General features: G+C 71.8%; 13 protein-coding genes. 8 read left to right on the top strand and 5 right to left on the bottom strand.

The features are described from left to right. The first annotated feature begins 105 nt into the window (after positions 1 to 105). The 3 genes from EOD73_RS12850 to EOD73_RS12840 all read left to right on the top strand — a co-directional run bounded on the left by EOD73_RS12850 (position 106) and on the right by EOD73_RS12840 (position 4,557). Entirely contained in the window at positions 106 to 1,353 is a 1,248-nt protein-coding gene (locus EOD73_RS12850) for an SPFH domain-containing protein (RefSeq protein WP_127683404.1), read from the top strand. Positions 1,354 to 1,356: 3 nt separating this feature from the next. After that, the gene (locus EOD73_RS12845) at positions 1,357 to 2,877 is read left to right on the top strand and encodes an SH3 domain-containing protein (protein ID WP_127683403.1); all 1,521 of its coding nucleotides are present in this window, start codon (positions 1,357 to 1,359) and stop codon (positions 2,875 to 2,877) included. A gap of 111 nt (positions 2,878 to 2,988) precedes the next feature. Beyond that, positions 2,989 to 4,557: a hypothetical protein gene (locus EOD73_RS12840; protein WP_127683402.1), complete on the top strand. Its 1,569-nt coding sequence runs from the start codon at positions 2,989 to 2,991 to the stop codon at positions 4,555 to 4,557. A 193-nt stretch (positions 4,558 to 4,750) separates the two neighbouring features. Here EOD73_RS12840 and EOD73_RS12835 read toward each other — a convergent pair whose 3' ends face one another. The 4 genes from EOD73_RS12835 to EOD73_RS12815 all read right to left on the bottom strand — a co-directional run bounded on the left by EOD73_RS12835 (position 4,751) and on the right by EOD73_RS12815 (position 7,873). Next, positions 4,751 to 5,230, bottom strand: coding sequence for a hypothetical protein (locus EOD73_RS12835; protein ID WP_127683401.1), 480 nt, complete (start codon positions 5,228 to 5,230; stop codon positions 4,751 to 4,753). An 86-nt stretch (positions 5,231 to 5,316) separates the two neighbouring features. Further along, positions 5,317 to 5,535, bottom strand: coding sequence for a hypothetical protein (locus EOD73_RS12830; RefSeq protein WP_127683400.1), 219 nt, complete (start codon positions 5,533 to 5,535; stop codon positions 5,317 to 5,319). 845 nt (positions 5,536 to 6,380) lie between these two features. Next, positions 6,381 to 7,472, bottom strand: a complete 1,092-nt coding sequence (locus EOD73_RS12820; RefSeq protein ID WP_127683399.1) for a S41 family peptidase — start codon at positions 7,470 to 7,472, stop codon at positions 6,381 to 6,383. A gap of 50 nt (positions 7,473 to 7,522) precedes the next feature. Next, positions 7,523 to 7,873 (bottom strand): hypothetical protein, encoded by a 351-nt coding sequence (locus EOD73_RS12815; protein ID WP_127683398.1) that lies wholly within the window; start codon positions 7,871 to 7,873, stop codon positions 7,523 to 7,525. 55 nt (positions 7,874 to 7,928) lie between these two features. On the opposite strand from EOD73_RS12815, the gene EOD73_RS12810 reads away from it, so the two are divergent. After that, positions 7,929 to 8,438 (top strand): DUF1697 domain-containing protein, encoded by a 510-nt coding sequence (locus EOD73_RS12810; RefSeq protein WP_127683397.1) that lies wholly within the window; start codon positions 7,929 to 7,931, stop codon positions 8,436 to 8,438. A gap of 19 nt (positions 8,439 to 8,457) precedes the next feature. On the opposite strand, the gene EOD73_RS12805 is transcribed toward EOD73_RS12810, so the two are convergent. Beyond that, positions 8,458 to 9,303: a substrate-binding periplasmic protein gene (locus EOD73_RS12805; protein WP_127683396.1), complete on the bottom strand. Its 846-nt coding sequence runs from the start codon at positions 9,301 to 9,303 to the stop codon at positions 8,458 to 8,460. A 140-nt stretch (positions 9,304 to 9,443) separates the two neighbouring features. Between EOD73_RS12805 and EOD73_RS12800 the strand changes: the two genes are divergently transcribed. From EOD73_RS12800 to EOD73_RS12785, 4 genes are all read left to right on the top strand, one after another. Next, positions 9,444 to 10,490, top strand: coding sequence for an alpha/beta hydrolase family protein (locus tag EOD73_RS12800; RefSeq protein WP_127683395.1), 1,047 nt, complete (start codon positions 9,444 to 9,446; stop codon positions 10,488 to 10,490). Then, positions 10,487 to 11,935 carry a DUF1800 domain-containing protein gene (locus EOD73_RS12795; protein WP_127683394.1) on the top strand — a complete coding sequence of 483 codons (1,449 nt, stop codon included), beginning with the start codon at positions 10,487 to 10,489 and terminating at the stop codon, positions 11,933 to 11,935. The genes EOD73_RS12800 and EOD73_RS12795 overlap by 4 nt, the downstream gene beginning before the upstream one ends. A 5-nt stretch (positions 11,936 to 11,940) precedes the next feature. Then, entirely contained in the window at positions 11,941 to 13,182 is a 1,242-nt protein-coding gene (locus EOD73_RS12790; protein ID WP_127683393.1) for a DUF1501 domain-containing protein, read from the top strand. Positions 13,183 to 13,309: 127 nt separating this feature from the next. Continuing rightward, positions 13,310 to 14,089 carry a PEP-CTERM sorting domain-containing protein gene (locus EOD73_RS12785; RefSeq protein WP_164846072.1) on the top strand — a complete coding sequence of 260 codons (780 nt, stop codon included), beginning with the start codon at positions 13,310 to 13,312 and terminating at the stop codon, positions 14,087 to 14,089. The last annotated feature ends 26 nt before the right edge of the window (positions 14,090 to 14,115 follow it).

Genomic DNA, 14,115 nt, shown 5'->3' with positions numbered 1-14,115 from the left:
TTCTTCCGCGGCACGCCCCACTCCCACCCCGCGGCGCCCTGGCGCGCTCCGGGGGGTCGGCCGGACAGTGAGACCCATCGACCACCCGCTCCAAGGAGAGCTTCCATGACCGCCTCGAACGACCCGCTGAACAACACCGCCGCCCCGATCCCCACCGCCCCCACCGTGGGTCAACGCCTGCTGGACGCCGCCGAGGGCCTGGCCCGCCACACCCTGCCGCCCCTGCGCCGCGCCCTGCTGCCCCTGGCCGCCGCGGCCGCGCTGGCCGGTGGCGCTTGGTGGTTGAGCCAGCAAACGCAAACCATCCCCCGCGGCCAACAGCTGGTGCGCACGAACACGTGGACGGGCGGCGTCGGTGTGCTGGACGAAGGCCGCGCCTGGGTGCTGCCCGGCGTGCACGAAGCCCGCCTGCTGCCGGCCCGCGACTGGGTGCTGCAGGCCCAAGGCCTGAAGCGCGCCGACAGCGCGCAAGCCCTGCAAACCGTGGAAGGTTTGTCGGTGGGCCTGGAAGTGAGCCTGCGCCTGGGCCTGGATCCCAAGCAGCTGCCCATGCTGGCCCGCAAGCTGCCCGAGCGCATCGATGCCGAGCTCGTCGAGCCCGCGCTGGCCTCCATCCTCTACAAGCACGTGGCGCAGCACACGGTGCGCGAGCTGTTCAGCAGCCAGCGCGCCGAGATCCAGCGCCGCGTCGAGGCCGAGCTGCGCACCCAGCTGGCCGCCGACGGCATCGTGCTCAAGGGCCTGAACTTCGGCGCCGTGGACCTGCCGGCCGACTACCGCAAGGGCATGGACGCGCTGCTGGCCGAAGGCCTGGCCGCCGACAAGATGCGCTTCACCCTGGAGCTGCGCGCCAAGCAAAGCCAAGAGGCCGAGATCAACGCCAACACCGAGCGCCGCAACCGCGAGATCGCCGCCGAGGCCGCCGCCCGCGAGCAACTCATCCAGGCCAAGGGCCAGGAAGAAGCCATGAAGCACGTGCTGCCCTTCAAGCAGCGCCAGATCGAGCAGCGCCAACTCGAAGCCGAGGCCGAGCGCCAGTCGCGCGTCAAGCTCGCCGAAGGCGCGGCACAAGCCCGCCAGATCGAGGCCGAGGGCGAGGCCAAGGCGCGCCAAAAGCTGGCCGACGCCGAGGCCTACCGCATCGCCGAAATCGGCAAGGTCAACGCCGTGCAAATGGAGCGCGAAGGCCGCCTCATCACCAAGCACCCGCTGCTGGTGCAAAAGACCCTGGCCGACAAGCTCAGCGACAAGGTGCGCGTCATCGTGGCGCCCCCCGGCATCGCCGGCAGCCTGATGGGCGGCCCGCTGGACGCCGCCCCCGCCCCGGCCACGCAAACCACCTCGGAGGAATGAGCCATGCCCACCCTGCAAATGCACCTCCGTCACACCCTGGCCCAAGCCACCGCCGTGGCCCTGGCTTCCAGTGCCGCCATCGCCCTGGCCTTGCTGCTGCCACAGCCCGCCCACGCCGCGTCGGCCCTGGTGCTGCAAGACGGCAGCGCCCTGCGCGCCGCGCCCAAGGACGCCGCGCCCCTGCTCACCCCGCTCACCCGCGGTGAAGCACTGGAAGTGCGCGGCACCCAAGGCGACTGGCTGCAGGTGTGGGACCACCGCCGCGAGCGCGGCGGCTTCGTGCGCGCCGAGCGCCTGCTGCCCCTGACGGACGGCGCCAGCGCGCTGCCCGAGCTCAGCGCCCAGCTGCGCCTGGTGCGCCGCCAACCCGGCGCCGAAGCGCTGGGCCTGGGCCTGGCCGCCGCCGTGATCGAACGCGCCCCGGCCGACTGGCTCACCGGCCCCGCCGGCGCCGAGCTGCTGGACGCGCTGGTAGAAGTGAACGAACGCCTGGCCGAACGCGCCCAGGCCGCCGCCACGCCCGGCCAGCAAAGCAGCGCCGCCGCGCAGGCCGAAGTGGCCGCCCGCTACGGCTACCCCCTGCGCCCCGTGCCCCTGGCCGACGGCAGCCAGCGCCTGTGCGCCAACCCCGAGCCCGCCCGCCTGCTGCGCGGCCACCCCGCGGCCCGCCCCGACCAACAAGCCCGCGCCGCCCTGGCCCTGACCCGCCCCGAGTGCCTGAGCGCCGACACCCCGGCCCACCAGTGGGCGGCGGTGCATGCCGCCCGCGCCCAGGCGCTGGACGCCATCAACCTGACCGAGCTGCCCGGCCCCCTGCGCAACCGCCTGCTGCTGCGCCGCGTGGGCGTGCTCAGCAGCCTGGCCTTCTCCCAGCGCGGCACCGACGCCACCGCCCCCGCCGGCCAGGCCCTGGCCGCCTGGACCCAGCTGCTCCCCGCCGAGCTGAGCGACGACGACGCCCCCGCCCTGCGCGAGGCCGCGCTGCGCATGGCCCCCATGCGTTGGGCCGCCCGCCCCGCCGTGCGCGAGCAGCGCTTGGGCAGCGGCCAGTTGGTGTTGAGCGCCGGCGCCACGCCCGGCGAGACCTGCCTGCGCTGGCAGCACCCGAATCCCGAGGGCAAGTGGCTCGACACCGTGCAGCGTTGCACCCACGCCTGGGTGCACGCCACCAGCGCCCGCCTCAGCCCCGACGGCCGCTCGCTCGTGCTGGCCGTGCAACCCCTGGACGGCTGGACCGAACTCTGGCGCCTGGGCCGCGATGGCACCGTGCAAGTCCTGCCCCCCAGCGCCGCCGTGCCCGGCCTGGGCATGGCCGAGTTCGCCGGCTGGGCTCCGAACAAGGACGGCCTGCAACTCCTCGTCGCCCGCGAGGCCGCGGCCGAAGGCAAGGTGCTGCGCCGCTTCGAGGTCTACGGCGCCGACTTCGTGCAACCCCAGCGCTGGGCCACCGAACCCACGCCCCTGGCGGCGTTCCAGCGCAGCGCCGACGCGGCGTGGAAGGCGGGGAGCCCGTTGGCGCGCTGAGGCGTTGAAGGCGGCCCCTGACCCCATCCAATCTGGGGGGATGGGGCCCTCGTGTCGCCGACCACAATCCCGCGCGATCGCGCCACCCAGCGGCGCTTCCAGGGAGGCTCCTTGAATCGAATCACCGTCAAGCCAACGCGCTCGCGTTGGCTGCTCGCTTTGTTGTTCTGCAGCGGCGTTGCCATGGGTCAATCGACACCGTGGATCGTGCCGTCGGCCAAGGAAGTGGATGCGCTGTTCCAACAGGCCCAGGAGGCCATCGCGAAGGGCGAGTGGGAGAAGGCCGCTGGACTCCTCAATCGCTACCACGAGATGAGCCGAGCCCCAGGCCCCCACGGCGGCGTCCGGCTCTCGTATGCCTTGGCTTACTGGCGGCTGGTGGGCGAGAAGCACTCCCCGGCCTTGCTTGACCTGCGCGACGCGCGCGACCGTGCGGCGGCCAAGGTCCGGGCCGGCGGCTATGGATCGCACAGCGCGATGCAAGAGCTGGTCTCGCTGAATGCCCACCTGAACGATCCCGGCGCCACCGCCGACAGCTTTGCGTGGTTGCTGGAGCGCCGCCCGGCGGACGCTCGGACCTTCGCGCCCTTGGCCCTGCCCGCGTTGGTGGCGGCCGATCGCGTGGCGATGGCGCTGCCGTTCATCGACACCGACGAGCTTCTCCGGGACGCCAAGCGCATGCACGAGTTGGGCATGGATCGCCGCTACGGGCTCCCGCAATGGACCGAGCAGGACCGCATTCGCCACGCCCAAGAGAGCATGGACCGCCAGGTCGCCCCGACGGTGGCAGCCTTGGTCAAGGGCGGTGCATTCGACCGCGCCATGGCCCTGGCCACCAGCGCCCAAGCCTTGCTGGGCGCAGAAGCCACCCTGCCCGTCACTATGGCCGCCCTGGCGGGGCAGGCGCCGCGGTTTGGCGACCTGGGTGACCTGCCAGCGCCCAAGCTCGAGCCGGTTTGGACGCCCCCGGCCCAGCCCGACTTGGACGTGTTGGATCGGCAAGCCCGTGCTGACTTGGCGGCTGGCCGTTACGCCCAAGTGGCGGCCTACCACCGCTGGTACTTCAGCAACGCCTTGGGGATCGATGCGGCGCACAGTGGCGTGCGCCTGTCTTTCGCCCTGTCCCATTGGCGTGCACTGGCCGAGCTGTACCCGCCCGCGCTGCAGGACATGCGCGAAGCGCGCGACGCCGCTGCGGCCCAAGTTCGCGCCGGCGGCCCTGCACAGCAACAGGCCGTTCGCGATCTGGTGGCACTCGATTTGCATCTGGCCGATCCCTCCGGCAGTGCCGCCACCGCCCTGTGGCTGCAGATGCACCGCCCCGCCGACCTCCCCGCTTTCGTCTCAAGCGCCCTGCCCGCCTTGGTGGCGGCGGGCAACGCCTCTCTCGCGATGCAGCATTTCGACGAACCCCTGGTGCTGGCTGGGATCCAACGCACCTTCAACGGGCTGTCGGATCGCGCTCGCAGCGATCGCGGCCCCGAAGAGACCCGCCGTTCTGCCCAGGCCTTCGTCGACGGGGAGGCTGCGCCCGCCGTGTCGGCGATGGTGCAAATCGGCCAAGTCGAGCGCGCGCGGGCCTTCGTGGCGAAGGTGCGAGCGCTGATCGGTGCCGACGCCAAACTGCCGGAGTGCGAAGACGCCCTGCGCGGCTTCGCGCCGCCGTTCGGGCGCGGCTAGCTGGAGCAGCAGCGGACGCCAACCATGCGAGCCGCGTGCCGCCCCGCGGAGAACTGATTCCTCGAGGGGCCGCAAACTCCCCAGGCACCGCGCGGCTCGGGGTCACTGTTCAGCCCGGGCGCTGGACCACCGAATCCACACCCCTGGCCGCATTACAGCGAAGCAGGGAGGCGGCGTGGATGACGGCTCAAGCCTAGGTGTGGGTTCCGCCATCGGCTGACCACACGAAGGCGACTTCGTCGGTCATGCCCGAGCACGCGAAGACCACGCGTTCCGGAGTGGGCGACAGGGCCAGGATGGTGGCTTCGTGGGCAATCACCGAATGGACGAGCGAGAGGAAAAACTCGTCCGACTGCGCCACACCGGAAGCAGGGGTCCTCGCGAGGTTGACCATCGAAAAGTCCCCCAGCGACAGACTGCGCCCCAAGTTCGCCTGCCAAAGCTTCGCCATCTGAATGTCGCCCTCTGCCACGTACCGGTGAAAGTGCTTCGCGTTGTACTGATTGATGGCCGTGACCGTCTGAGAGGAGTTCTCTTCCGTGTCGGCGCAAACCGACAAGGCTTCGGATTCATGGTCGAAGTAGAGGGCGAATGTGAACAGGGGAAAGGCCTGGGCACGCATCAACGAAACGGCTTCAGCGATGACCTGGGAGGCGAGATTGCTTTGGGGCATGGTTGTCACTCAAGAAGGCCCTTGGGGGCGCACCACGGTGCGCCATTTGCACTTGGGGTTTGAGGTCTGCGGATCAGGCGGTTCCGTCAGCCAGCCCCGCCTGCGTGCGCTGCCCAGTAGGCGGCGACCGCCTCGGCTACAGCACCCGCGATGTCATCGGAGTCTTTGCGCCAGGCGTAGTCGGTGTCTGAACGAGTCACAACCACGGTGCAGCGGTCGACGACACGCTCGGGGTCCCACTTGAGGAGGACGAGCGCACCGTCCGCGCGCAAGCGCTCAAGTTGGGCGAACAGGGCAGATGACATGGCGATTGGCAGTGCTGTCTGACGTCAACGACTCGGTCCAACGGTCAGCGGCGTCGGCTCGAACGATCGGCCAGACCTCGCGACACAGGTGCGAGCCCTCTTGCGAAGACCCGGGTACCGCAAAGGGGCAAGCAATGGATCGGTATCGACCAACCGACCAATGCTCATTCGACGTCTGCATTCGTTGATCTGGACCGCCGTCGCTTGAACCGCAGAAACACGCCAAGCGCCACCAGCGCAAGGATGCCGCCCAGCAAGAGCTTTCCCAAGACCACTGCGACGACCGCACCTGAGACGAGCCCCAGACCAATGGCCCAATCCAGTGCCCACGCTGCGCCTTCAATCAGGCGACCCGTCCGCGACCTAGCCCAGAACATCGTTTCTAGCTTCAACGTGCGAGCTCACTTAACGGTGGAGCCGTCAGATAAAGCGACCGGTCAAAGCGCTGACCGAATGGCCTACGCGTGCTCGTTGGGTGGCAACCAAACAATTGCCCGATCAACTTGTCGATGTGACTCAATCCGATGCTCCTCCTGTGATGGAAAGCTCGACCGCAGAGTCAGACCGATCAACGAAGAGGCGCGTTCCGTCAGTGAACTCGACGAGGACCTCGGTGTTGCGCAGGCGAGCGATTCGCGCCACGACCTTGCCTTGCAGAATCTCTGTCGCGCGTGAGGCCTCTTGGGCCAAATCCTGAGGAGAGGGCTGCATGTGCCTGCGCCTTAACGAGTTGTAGGTCCAAGGTGAACGATCACCATAGCAGTCGAATCGGCGTTGCTGTCGGAATCCAAGCAGCCCAGCCGGCCTGTACTGACTAGCGCTTCCAAGCATCCAATGGACGTCTCTCACCGAACGATGAGCCAGGTGTCCAACTCTGCATCGCTGTGCAGTGGCCAATCGGGCTGCACGCCGGCGTCGCGCTGGGCGCGCTCCGTGTTTGGGCGCACCCAGCGGTGGGTGACCAGCGACAGGGCGTAGCCCTCGGGCAGGGCCGACAGCGTGCGGATGCGCGTGTGGCCCAGGGTGGGGCGGCCCACCACGGTGGCGCGGCCGGCGTCTTGCAATGCGGCGGCCACCAGCTCGGCGCCGGCGGCGGTGCTCTCGTCCACGCGCACCACCAGGGGCAGCGTGCGCCACGCGGGGCTGCTGCGTTGGGGCGCTTTGCCTTGCAGGGGCTCGGCGGCGCCCCCGGCCAAGGGCTGCAACGCGGCCACCGGGCTGCCTTCGGGCAGGAACATCGCGGCCACGTCGGCGGCGGCGCTCAGCACGCCACCGCTGTGCCCGCGCAGGTCCAGCACCAAGCGGCGAAACGGCGCCTCGCGCTGGGCGGCGTCCAGTTGGCGCGCCAGGTCGGTGGCGGCGGTGGCCTGCCAATCGGGCGGCGTGAGGTGAAGCACGCCAGGGGCGCTGCGTCGCAGCTGCCACGTCGGCGCCGGCAGGTCGGCGGCCTGCAAGCGAACCGACAGCAGGGTCTCGGCCGAGGGCCGCCACACGGTGACGTGCAGGGACTCCGCATCCGTCCATGCTTGCCGTTGGGCCGCACCCAGGGAAGGGCCTTGGCCGTTCAAGGCGATCAGGCGGTCGCCCACGCGCAGCCCGGCTTGGGCCGCGGGGCCGCGCGGGTGCAGGTGCTCCACGACGAGGTGGCCGTCGCGCACGCCGATGGCCCAGCCTAAGCCGCGCGAGCCCTTCGAGGCGGCGGCGCTCTGGCGGGCCAAGTCCTCGGGCGACCAAACGGCGCTGTCGTCGTCGGCCCAGCCGCGAAGCATGCCGTTCATGGCGCCGAGCAGCAGCTGTTCGGGCGGGGGCGCATCGGGGCGCAGTTGGCGAACGCGGGCGTAGGTGTCGGCCAGGGCGCGCATGGCCGGGAGGGGCAAGGCGGTGGCTGGCGTCGGCTCGGTCGCGAGAGTTGGTGGTGCCAGGAGCAGGACCAGCACCGTGGCACCGCAAGGAAGCAGTGGCCCGCGGCTCCGAGGTCGATGTCCGCTCACGGCTGGGGCACCGGCGTGGCGGGTACCACGTGGCGCCGACTGACTTTGCCGGTGAAGTCGCCGCAGGCCATGGCACGGTTGGCGTCAGACAGGGCCACGATGACCGCTCGCTGCGCGCGACGGTCTTTCAGGCCCTGCAAAATCTTGAAACTCAGAGCAACAGGGCGGCCTTGCTCCAAGGTCAGCTCGGCCTCGTACACCGACTCCGTTTCGCGAACGCCAGTGAACTGCGGCTCGGGCACCGAGGTGCACACGGTCTCGGCAGGGACGGCGGGGCGGCTGGCGTGAACAGCGCCCGACAGGCCCAAGGCCCCGGCGATCAGGGCGGTGGCGATGCAGTTCTTCATGGCAAGTGGAGGGGGACAGGCAGACGGCATTGTGGCCATGCCGACAATCGTCGCCATGCCCACCCACCTCGCCCTACTTCGCGCTGTCAACGTCGGCGGCACCGGCCTCTTGCCGATGGCCGAGCTGCGTGCGCTGGCCGAGAGCCTGGGATTCACGCGGGTGCGCACGCACCTGGCCAGCGGCAACTTGCTGGTGGACAGTCCACGGCCCTCGGAGGACGTACAGGCGCTGCTGAGCGAAGCACTGGCCGCGCAGCAAGGCCGCGAGGTGGGCGTGGTGATGCGCACGGCCGAGGACTTGGCGCGCGTGCTCGACGCGCAGCCGTTTCGCGAGGCCGCACCCAACCGGGTGCTGGTGAGCTTTTTGCCCGGCCCGGTGCCGGCCGATGCGCTGGCCACGGTGCGCCACCAGCGCGACGAGGAGATCGCCTTGCTGGCGCGCGAGGTGGTGGTGCACTACGCCTCGGGCATGGGCAGCAGCAAGCTGCGCGTGCCGGCGGCCGAGGCCGGCACGGCGCGCAACCTCAACACGGTGGCGGCGCTGCTGCGCCTGATGCAAGTCTGAAGGCGAGCGGGGCGGTTGCTCAGCCGGCGCCAGCGTCGCAGCGCGCGGTGCTGTGGCCGGCGTGTTCCCGCCCGGTGCGGCACAGGCCGCGCCACAGGGCCCGCACCAAGGCCGGGTTGTCCTTCCACAGCGCGGGGCTGACCGGCGCGTAGTAGGTCTTCACGGCCAGCGGCGGGTGCAAGGGCACGAGCGCTGGCGCGGCCGCCAGCGCTTGCGGCTCCACCAACACCGAGGGGGCGACGAGCAGGTCGAAGCGCCCCGCGCGCAGCATGCGCAGGCCCTGCGGTGTGCTCATCACGGGAACGGCTTTCCAGCCGCGGTTCTGCACCAGGGTCAGGGGCGCCGATCCCTTGGCGCCGCCGATGGTGACCGGCCTTGCGAAGTCGCGTCCGTTCCAGCCGAGTTGGGCCACAGCGTCCTGGCGGGCCAGCAGCAGCACCTCGGCCTCGAACAGGGACAGGCGGGCGTCGATGCGCTGCTGCGCGTCGCGCGGAAACACCCAGGCCTTTTCGCGCTCGGGCGTGGACGCCAGGCCGATGCCGAGGTCGGCCTCGCCCTGCGCCAGGGCGGTTTGCAGGCGGGCCGGTGGCAGGCGGCTGAGCGTGACGGCACAGCCCCAGCGCGCGGCCTCGCGGCGCACCCAGTTCACGAAGTGACCCGGGGGGTCGGCAAAGGCGTCGCCCTGGCCCGGCAGGTAGGGGCCCAGGTCCACGTCGACGAAGGCCACGCGCAGCGGCTGGGTGCAGCGCGGCGTCGCCGTCGACGCGGGGCTCGGGCTGGGCGCTTGCGCCAGTGCGTGCGTGGCTGCGAGCCCACCCAGCAGGGCGAGGTGGGCGATCCAGAGCGGCAGGCGGGACGTGGGCATGGCGCGATTGTCGCGAGCCGGCCAAGCCCTTGAGCCGCGTCGGGAGGATGCCTTGTGACGGAAGTGGCGACCGGGCCAGAGCAACGCTTCTTTGCACAGCGCACACGCTGGGCGCACCCCCGCTGGGGCATGCTGCGGCCATGCTTGATCGACGCATCTTCCTCACGCTGGGTGGCTTGGCGCTGGCCCATGCCGCAACGGCGCAGGGCCTGCGGGAGCGGTGGGCCGAGCGCCGTGCCGAACGGCGCGCTGCGCCGGCCTCGGCCCCCGGCGCGCGCGACGAACCCGGCACCGACGCCCTGCGCTGGACCGACGCGGCCCGCCAGCGCGAACTGCCCCTGCGCTTGCGCCTGCCGGCAGGCGCCGATCGGGTGCCCCTGGTGCTGTTCAGCCACGGGCTGGGCGGCAGCGTGGACGCCGGCCGGGCCTGGGCACAGGCCTGGGCCGACGCCGGCATCGCCACCCTGCACCTGCAGCACCCGGGCAGCGACACCGAGGTGCTGCGCCATGGCGGCCCGCGTGCGTTGCAAAAGGCCGCCAACGCCGACCAGCTGGAGGCCCGCGCGCTGGACGTGCGCTTCGTGCTCGACGAGCTGGCGCGCCGCCAGGCCGCGGGCGATGCGCTGCTGGCCCGCCTGCGCCTGGATGCGATCGGCATGGCCGGGCATTCGTTCGGCGGGCACACCACCTTGGCCGTTGCCGGTCAAAGCTACGGCCGCCGCGGACCGGCCCCGCTCGCTGACCCGCGGCCGCGCGCCTTCGCGGCCTTCAGCCCCTCGCCGCCGGCGCGCGGGGAGGGTGGTTTTGGCGGCATCGAGCGCCCGGTGCTCTGCCTCACCGGCTCCTTCGACACCGACCCCTTCGCCACTGCGGGCAGCGAGCGCGCCACCCGCGGCGACTACCGGCGCCAGGTGTACGACGCCTTGCCCAGCGGCCGCGGCCGCAAGGCCGAGCTGTGGCTGGACGGTGCCGACCACGCCAGCTTCTCGGGCAACGCCCAAGGCCAGCGCAGCGCCCGCCCGCGGCCCGACGCCGCCGTGGCCCAGGCCGAGCGCCACCACGCCCTCATCCGCGCCACCAGCACCGACTGGTGGCGCGCCCACCTGCTGGACGATGCCGACGCACGCCAGCGCCTCTCCCAAGCCCCGGCCGGACTCGGCCCCCAAGACGCCTGGCGCACCGCATGAACCTCTTCCGACGCACCCTGTTGGGCACCGCCGCCGTGCTGCCCTGGCTGCCTGCCGCGCGCGCGGCAGCACCCTCGCCCGAGACCCTGGCCGTGCACGCCCTCAACCGCCTGGCCTGGGGCCCGCGCCCTGGCGACTTGGCGCGCGTGCAGGCCATGGGCTGGCGCGCCTACCTGGACGAGCAGCTGCAGCCCGAGCGCCTGCCCCAGCCCGAACTGGACGCACGCCTGGCCGCCCTGCACGCCACGCCGCTGCGCGACGCGGTGAACGCCTACCGCGAGAGCCAGCGCCGCGACCCCAGCGAAGGCAACAGCGAGCGCCGCGAGCAGGTGCGCCAGGCCATGGGCCAGGCCGTGCAGACCTGGTTGCTGCCCGCGCTGGACAGCCCGCGCCAGCTGCACGCGGTGATGACCGACTTCTGGTTCCACCACTTCAACGTGTTCATCGCCAAAGGCTTTTGCCGCGTGATGGTGGGCGACTACCTGCACCGCGCCATCGCGCCGCACGCCATGGGGCGCTTCCGCGACCTGTTGGGCGCCACGGCCAAGCACCCGGCCATGCTGTTCTACCTGGACAACTGGCTCAGCACCAAGGCCGGCGCCAACGTGCGCACGCCGGGCGGTGGCGCGGGCGGCCTGAACGAGAACTACGCCCGCGAGCTGATGGAGCTGCACACCCTGGGCGTGGACGGCGGCTACACCCAGGCCGACGTGACCGAGCTGGCCCGCGTGCTGACCGGTTGGACCCTGGCGCCCGGCCGCGGCCGCCGCAGCGACCGCGCCGACGAGCTTTTCGCCTTCGACCCCCGCCGCCACGACGACGGGCCCAAGACCTGGCTGGGCCAGCGCGTGCCCGGCCGCGGTCAGCAGCAGGGCGAATGGGCGCTGGACCAGCTGGCGCGCCACCCCAGCACCGCGCGCCACCTGGCCACCAAGCTGGCGCTGCACTTCGTGTCGGACGCGCCGCCGGCCGACCTGATCCAAGCCGTGGCCGACGCCTTTTTGAAGAGCGACGGCGACCTGCGCGTCACCTTGCAGGCCCTGTTCACGCACCCCCGTTTCGTGTCGCCCGAGGTGATCGGCGCCAAGTTCAAGACGCCGCAGCGCTTCGTCGTCACCCTGCTGCGCGCCACCGGCCAGAACGGCCGGCCCGAGCTGGTCGAGCCCGTGGTCCAAGGCCTGCGCGGGCTGGGGCAAGCGCCCTTCGCCTGGCCCACGCCCGACGGCCCCAAGACCACCCGGGCCGCCTGGCTCGACCCCGAGGCCCTGGCCCGCCGTGCCGAGGTGGCCGGCCGCCTGGCGCAGCGCGTGAACCCGCAGGCCAGCGAGCTGCTGGCCACCCTGGGCGAGACCATCGGCCCGCGCACCCGTGCCGCCGTGGCCGCCGAACCCCCGCGCCTGCAAGCCGCCTTGCTGCTGGCCTCCCCGGACTTCCAAAACTGCTGAGCACCATGACCACACGCCGCCAAGCCATCGCCAGTGCCCTTGCCCTGGGGGCACTCCCCTGGGCCCACGCCGCCACCAGCGGCGCGCCGCAACGGCTCGTCGTCGTGCTGCTGCGCGGCGCGGTGGACGGCCTGTCCGTCGTCGCGCCCCATGCCGACGCCGACTACCGCCGCGAGCGCCCCACCATCGCCCTGCCGGGCCCGGGGCAAGACGGCGGCGTGCTCGACCTCGACGGCCGCTTCGGCCTGCATCCTGCGCTGAAGGACCTGCAGCCCCTGTGGGCCGCCGGTCAGCTCGGCTTCGTGCACGCCTGCGGCGCGCAGGCCAGCGGGCGCAGCCACTTCGAGGCGCAAGACGAGTTGGAGAGCGGAACTCCGGGGGTGAAAACCACGCAAGACGGCTGGATGGGCCGCCTGCTGACCCTGGGCGGCGACAGCGATGCGGTGCGCGCCGTGTACGCCGGCCCCACGCGCCCGCGCATCTTGGGCGGCCACGCCGACGTGGCCGCGCTGCCGGCCGGCAACGGCGGGCGCGGTGCCCGCAGCGCCCGGCAAGCGCAGCCGGCGCTGGCGGCCGGGCTGGAGAAGCTCTACGCCGAGGACCCGCGCTACGCCAAAGCCTGGGCCGAGGGCCAGCGCGGTCGCGAGCAGATGGCGCAGGCCCTGGTCGAGCCGCCCATGATGAGCGCGAGCGGGGCCGAGCGCGAAATGATGGCCGCCGACAACGGCGCGCCGCCCGCGGCCGGCTTCCCCGACGACGCGCGCCGCCTGGCCCGCGTGATGCGCGGCGACCCGCGCGTGCAGTTCGCCCTGCTGCAAGCGGGCGGTTGGGACACCCACGTGCGCCAAGGCGCCAGCACCGGCCAACTGGCCGGCCGCTTGGCGCCCATCGGCCAGGGCCTGGCCCTGCTGGCCCGCGAGCTGGGCCCGCTGTGGCGCGACACCGTGGTGCTGGTCGTCAGCGAGTTCGGCCGCACCGTGCGCGAGAACGGCAACGGCGGCACGGACCATGGCCACGGCAACGTGCTGTGGGCCCTGGGCGGTCGCGTGCAAGGCGGTCGCGTGCATGGCGACTGGCCGGGCCTGGAGGCCAGCGCCCGCTACCAGGGCCGCGACCTCGCCATCACCACCGATTACCGCGCCGTGTTCGCCGGCGTGGCCGCGCAGCACCTGGGCCTGAAGGACGCGCAACTCGCGCGCCTGTTCCCGGGCTATGGCGGCGGCGTGCTGCCGCTGCTGCGGGCTTGAAAAAGTTTGTCACCGCGAGGGTGTCGGTGGGTTTGACAGCCCCACCGCCCAGCGCGCGGCCGGCCGCGTGTTTTCGTGGGTGGCACACGGTTTGCTGAATGCAGTGCCCTTCAACCAAGGTAACTGCATGTTTCTGAATCGCTTTCGTCAAGCCGCCACCGCCGCGGCCGCCGCACTCGCCCTGGCCGGTGCGGCCCACGCTGGGCCTTCCCTGTACTTCTCGGGCAGTGGCGGTCAAGTGGGCGTGGTGGACGCCACCACCGGCACCTGGTCCTTGCTGGGCAACGCCGGCTTCGCGCTGACCGACATCGCCTTCAGCCCGACGGGCGAGCTCTACGGCATCAGCTTCAACCAGCTGTACCGCGTGAACACGACGAACGGCAGCACCACCCTGGTGGGCAACCTGGGCACCACGCTGAACTCGCTGGTGTTCGGCGCCGACGGCACCCTGTACGCGGCCAACAGCAGCCTGTTCACCATCAACACCGGCACCGGCGCGGCCTCGTTCGTGGGCAACCTGGGCGGCTTCATCTCGGCCGGCGACCTCGCCTTCTCGGGCGGCCAGCTGTACATGAGCTCGACCAACAACCAGCTGGTGCGCGTCAACACCAGCACCGGCGCCGGCACGGCCGTGGGCAACATCGGCTTCGGCGCGGTGTACGGCCTGGCGTCGCCCGACAACGCCACGCTGTACGGCATGTCCGGCACCCAGGTCATCACGGTGAACACCAGCACGGGCGTGGGCAGCTTGTCCGCCAGCTTCCAAGGCAACCCGGGCTTTGACGTCTGGGGCACGGCCTTCTTCACCGAAGCCGGTGCCGAGGTGCCCGAGCCCGCGGGCCTGGCCTTGGCGGGTTTGGGCCTGGTGGCGGCGGGCTGGCTGCGTCGCCGCCGCCCCGCGCGCTAAGACCCGTTCGGCCTGGGGGCTGCGGC

It is taken from the genome of Inhella crocodyli, from assembly GCF_004004565.1.
In the GTDB taxonomy this organism is placed as follows: Bacteria; Pseudomonadota; Gammaproteobacteria; order Burkholderiales; family Burkholderiaceae_C; genus Inhella; species Inhella crocodyli.
This window is presented reverse-complemented; position numbering and strand designations above follow the sequence as displayed.

What these genes read in the sequence shown, in the direction of transcription:
- EOD73_RS12850 (WP_127683404.1), top strand. Translation starts at nt 106, where the DNA reads ATGACCGCCTCGAACGACCCGCTGAACAACACCGCCGCCCCGATCCCC.
- EOD73_RS12845 (WP_127683403.1), top strand. Translation starts at nt 1,357, where the DNA reads ATGCCCACCCTGCAAATGCACCTCCGTCACACCCTGGCCCAAGCCACC.
- EOD73_RS12835 (WP_127683401.1), bottom strand. Translation starts at nt 5,230, where the DNA reads ATGCCCCAAAGCAATCTCGCCTCCCAGGTCATCGCTGAAGCCGTTTCG.
- EOD73_RS12830 (WP_127683400.1), bottom strand. Translation starts at nt 5,535, where the DNA reads ATGTCATCTGCCCTGTTCGCCCAACTTGAGCGCTTGCGCGCGGACGGT.
- EOD73_RS12815 (WP_127683398.1), bottom strand. Translation starts at nt 7,873, where the DNA reads ATGAAGAACTGCATCGCCACCGCCCTGATCGCCGGGGCCTTGGGCCTG.
- EOD73_RS12810 (WP_127683397.1), top strand. Translation starts at nt 7,929, where the DNA reads ATGCCCACCCACCTCGCCCTACTTCGCGCTGTCAACGTCGGCGGCACC.
- EOD73_RS12805 (WP_127683396.1), bottom strand. Translation starts at nt 9,303, where the DNA reads ATGCCCACGTCCCGCCTGCCGCTCTGGATCGCCCACCTCGCCCTGCTG.
- EOD73_RS12800 (WP_127683395.1), top strand. Translation starts at nt 9,444, where the DNA reads ATGCTTGATCGACGCATCTTCCTCACGCTGGGTGGCTTGGCGCTGGCC.
- EOD73_RS12795 (WP_127683394.1), top strand. Translation starts at nt 10,487, where the DNA reads ATGAACCTCTTCCGACGCACCCTGTTGGGCACCGCCGCCGTGCTGCCC.
- EOD73_RS12790 (WP_127683393.1), top strand. Translation starts at nt 11,941, where the DNA reads ATGACCACACGCCGCCAAGCCATCGCCAGTGCCCTTGCCCTGGGGGCA.
- EOD73_RS12785 (WP_164846072.1), top strand. Translation starts at nt 13,310, where the DNA reads ATGTTTCTGAATCGCTTTCGTCAAGCCGCCACCGCCGCGGCCGCCGCA.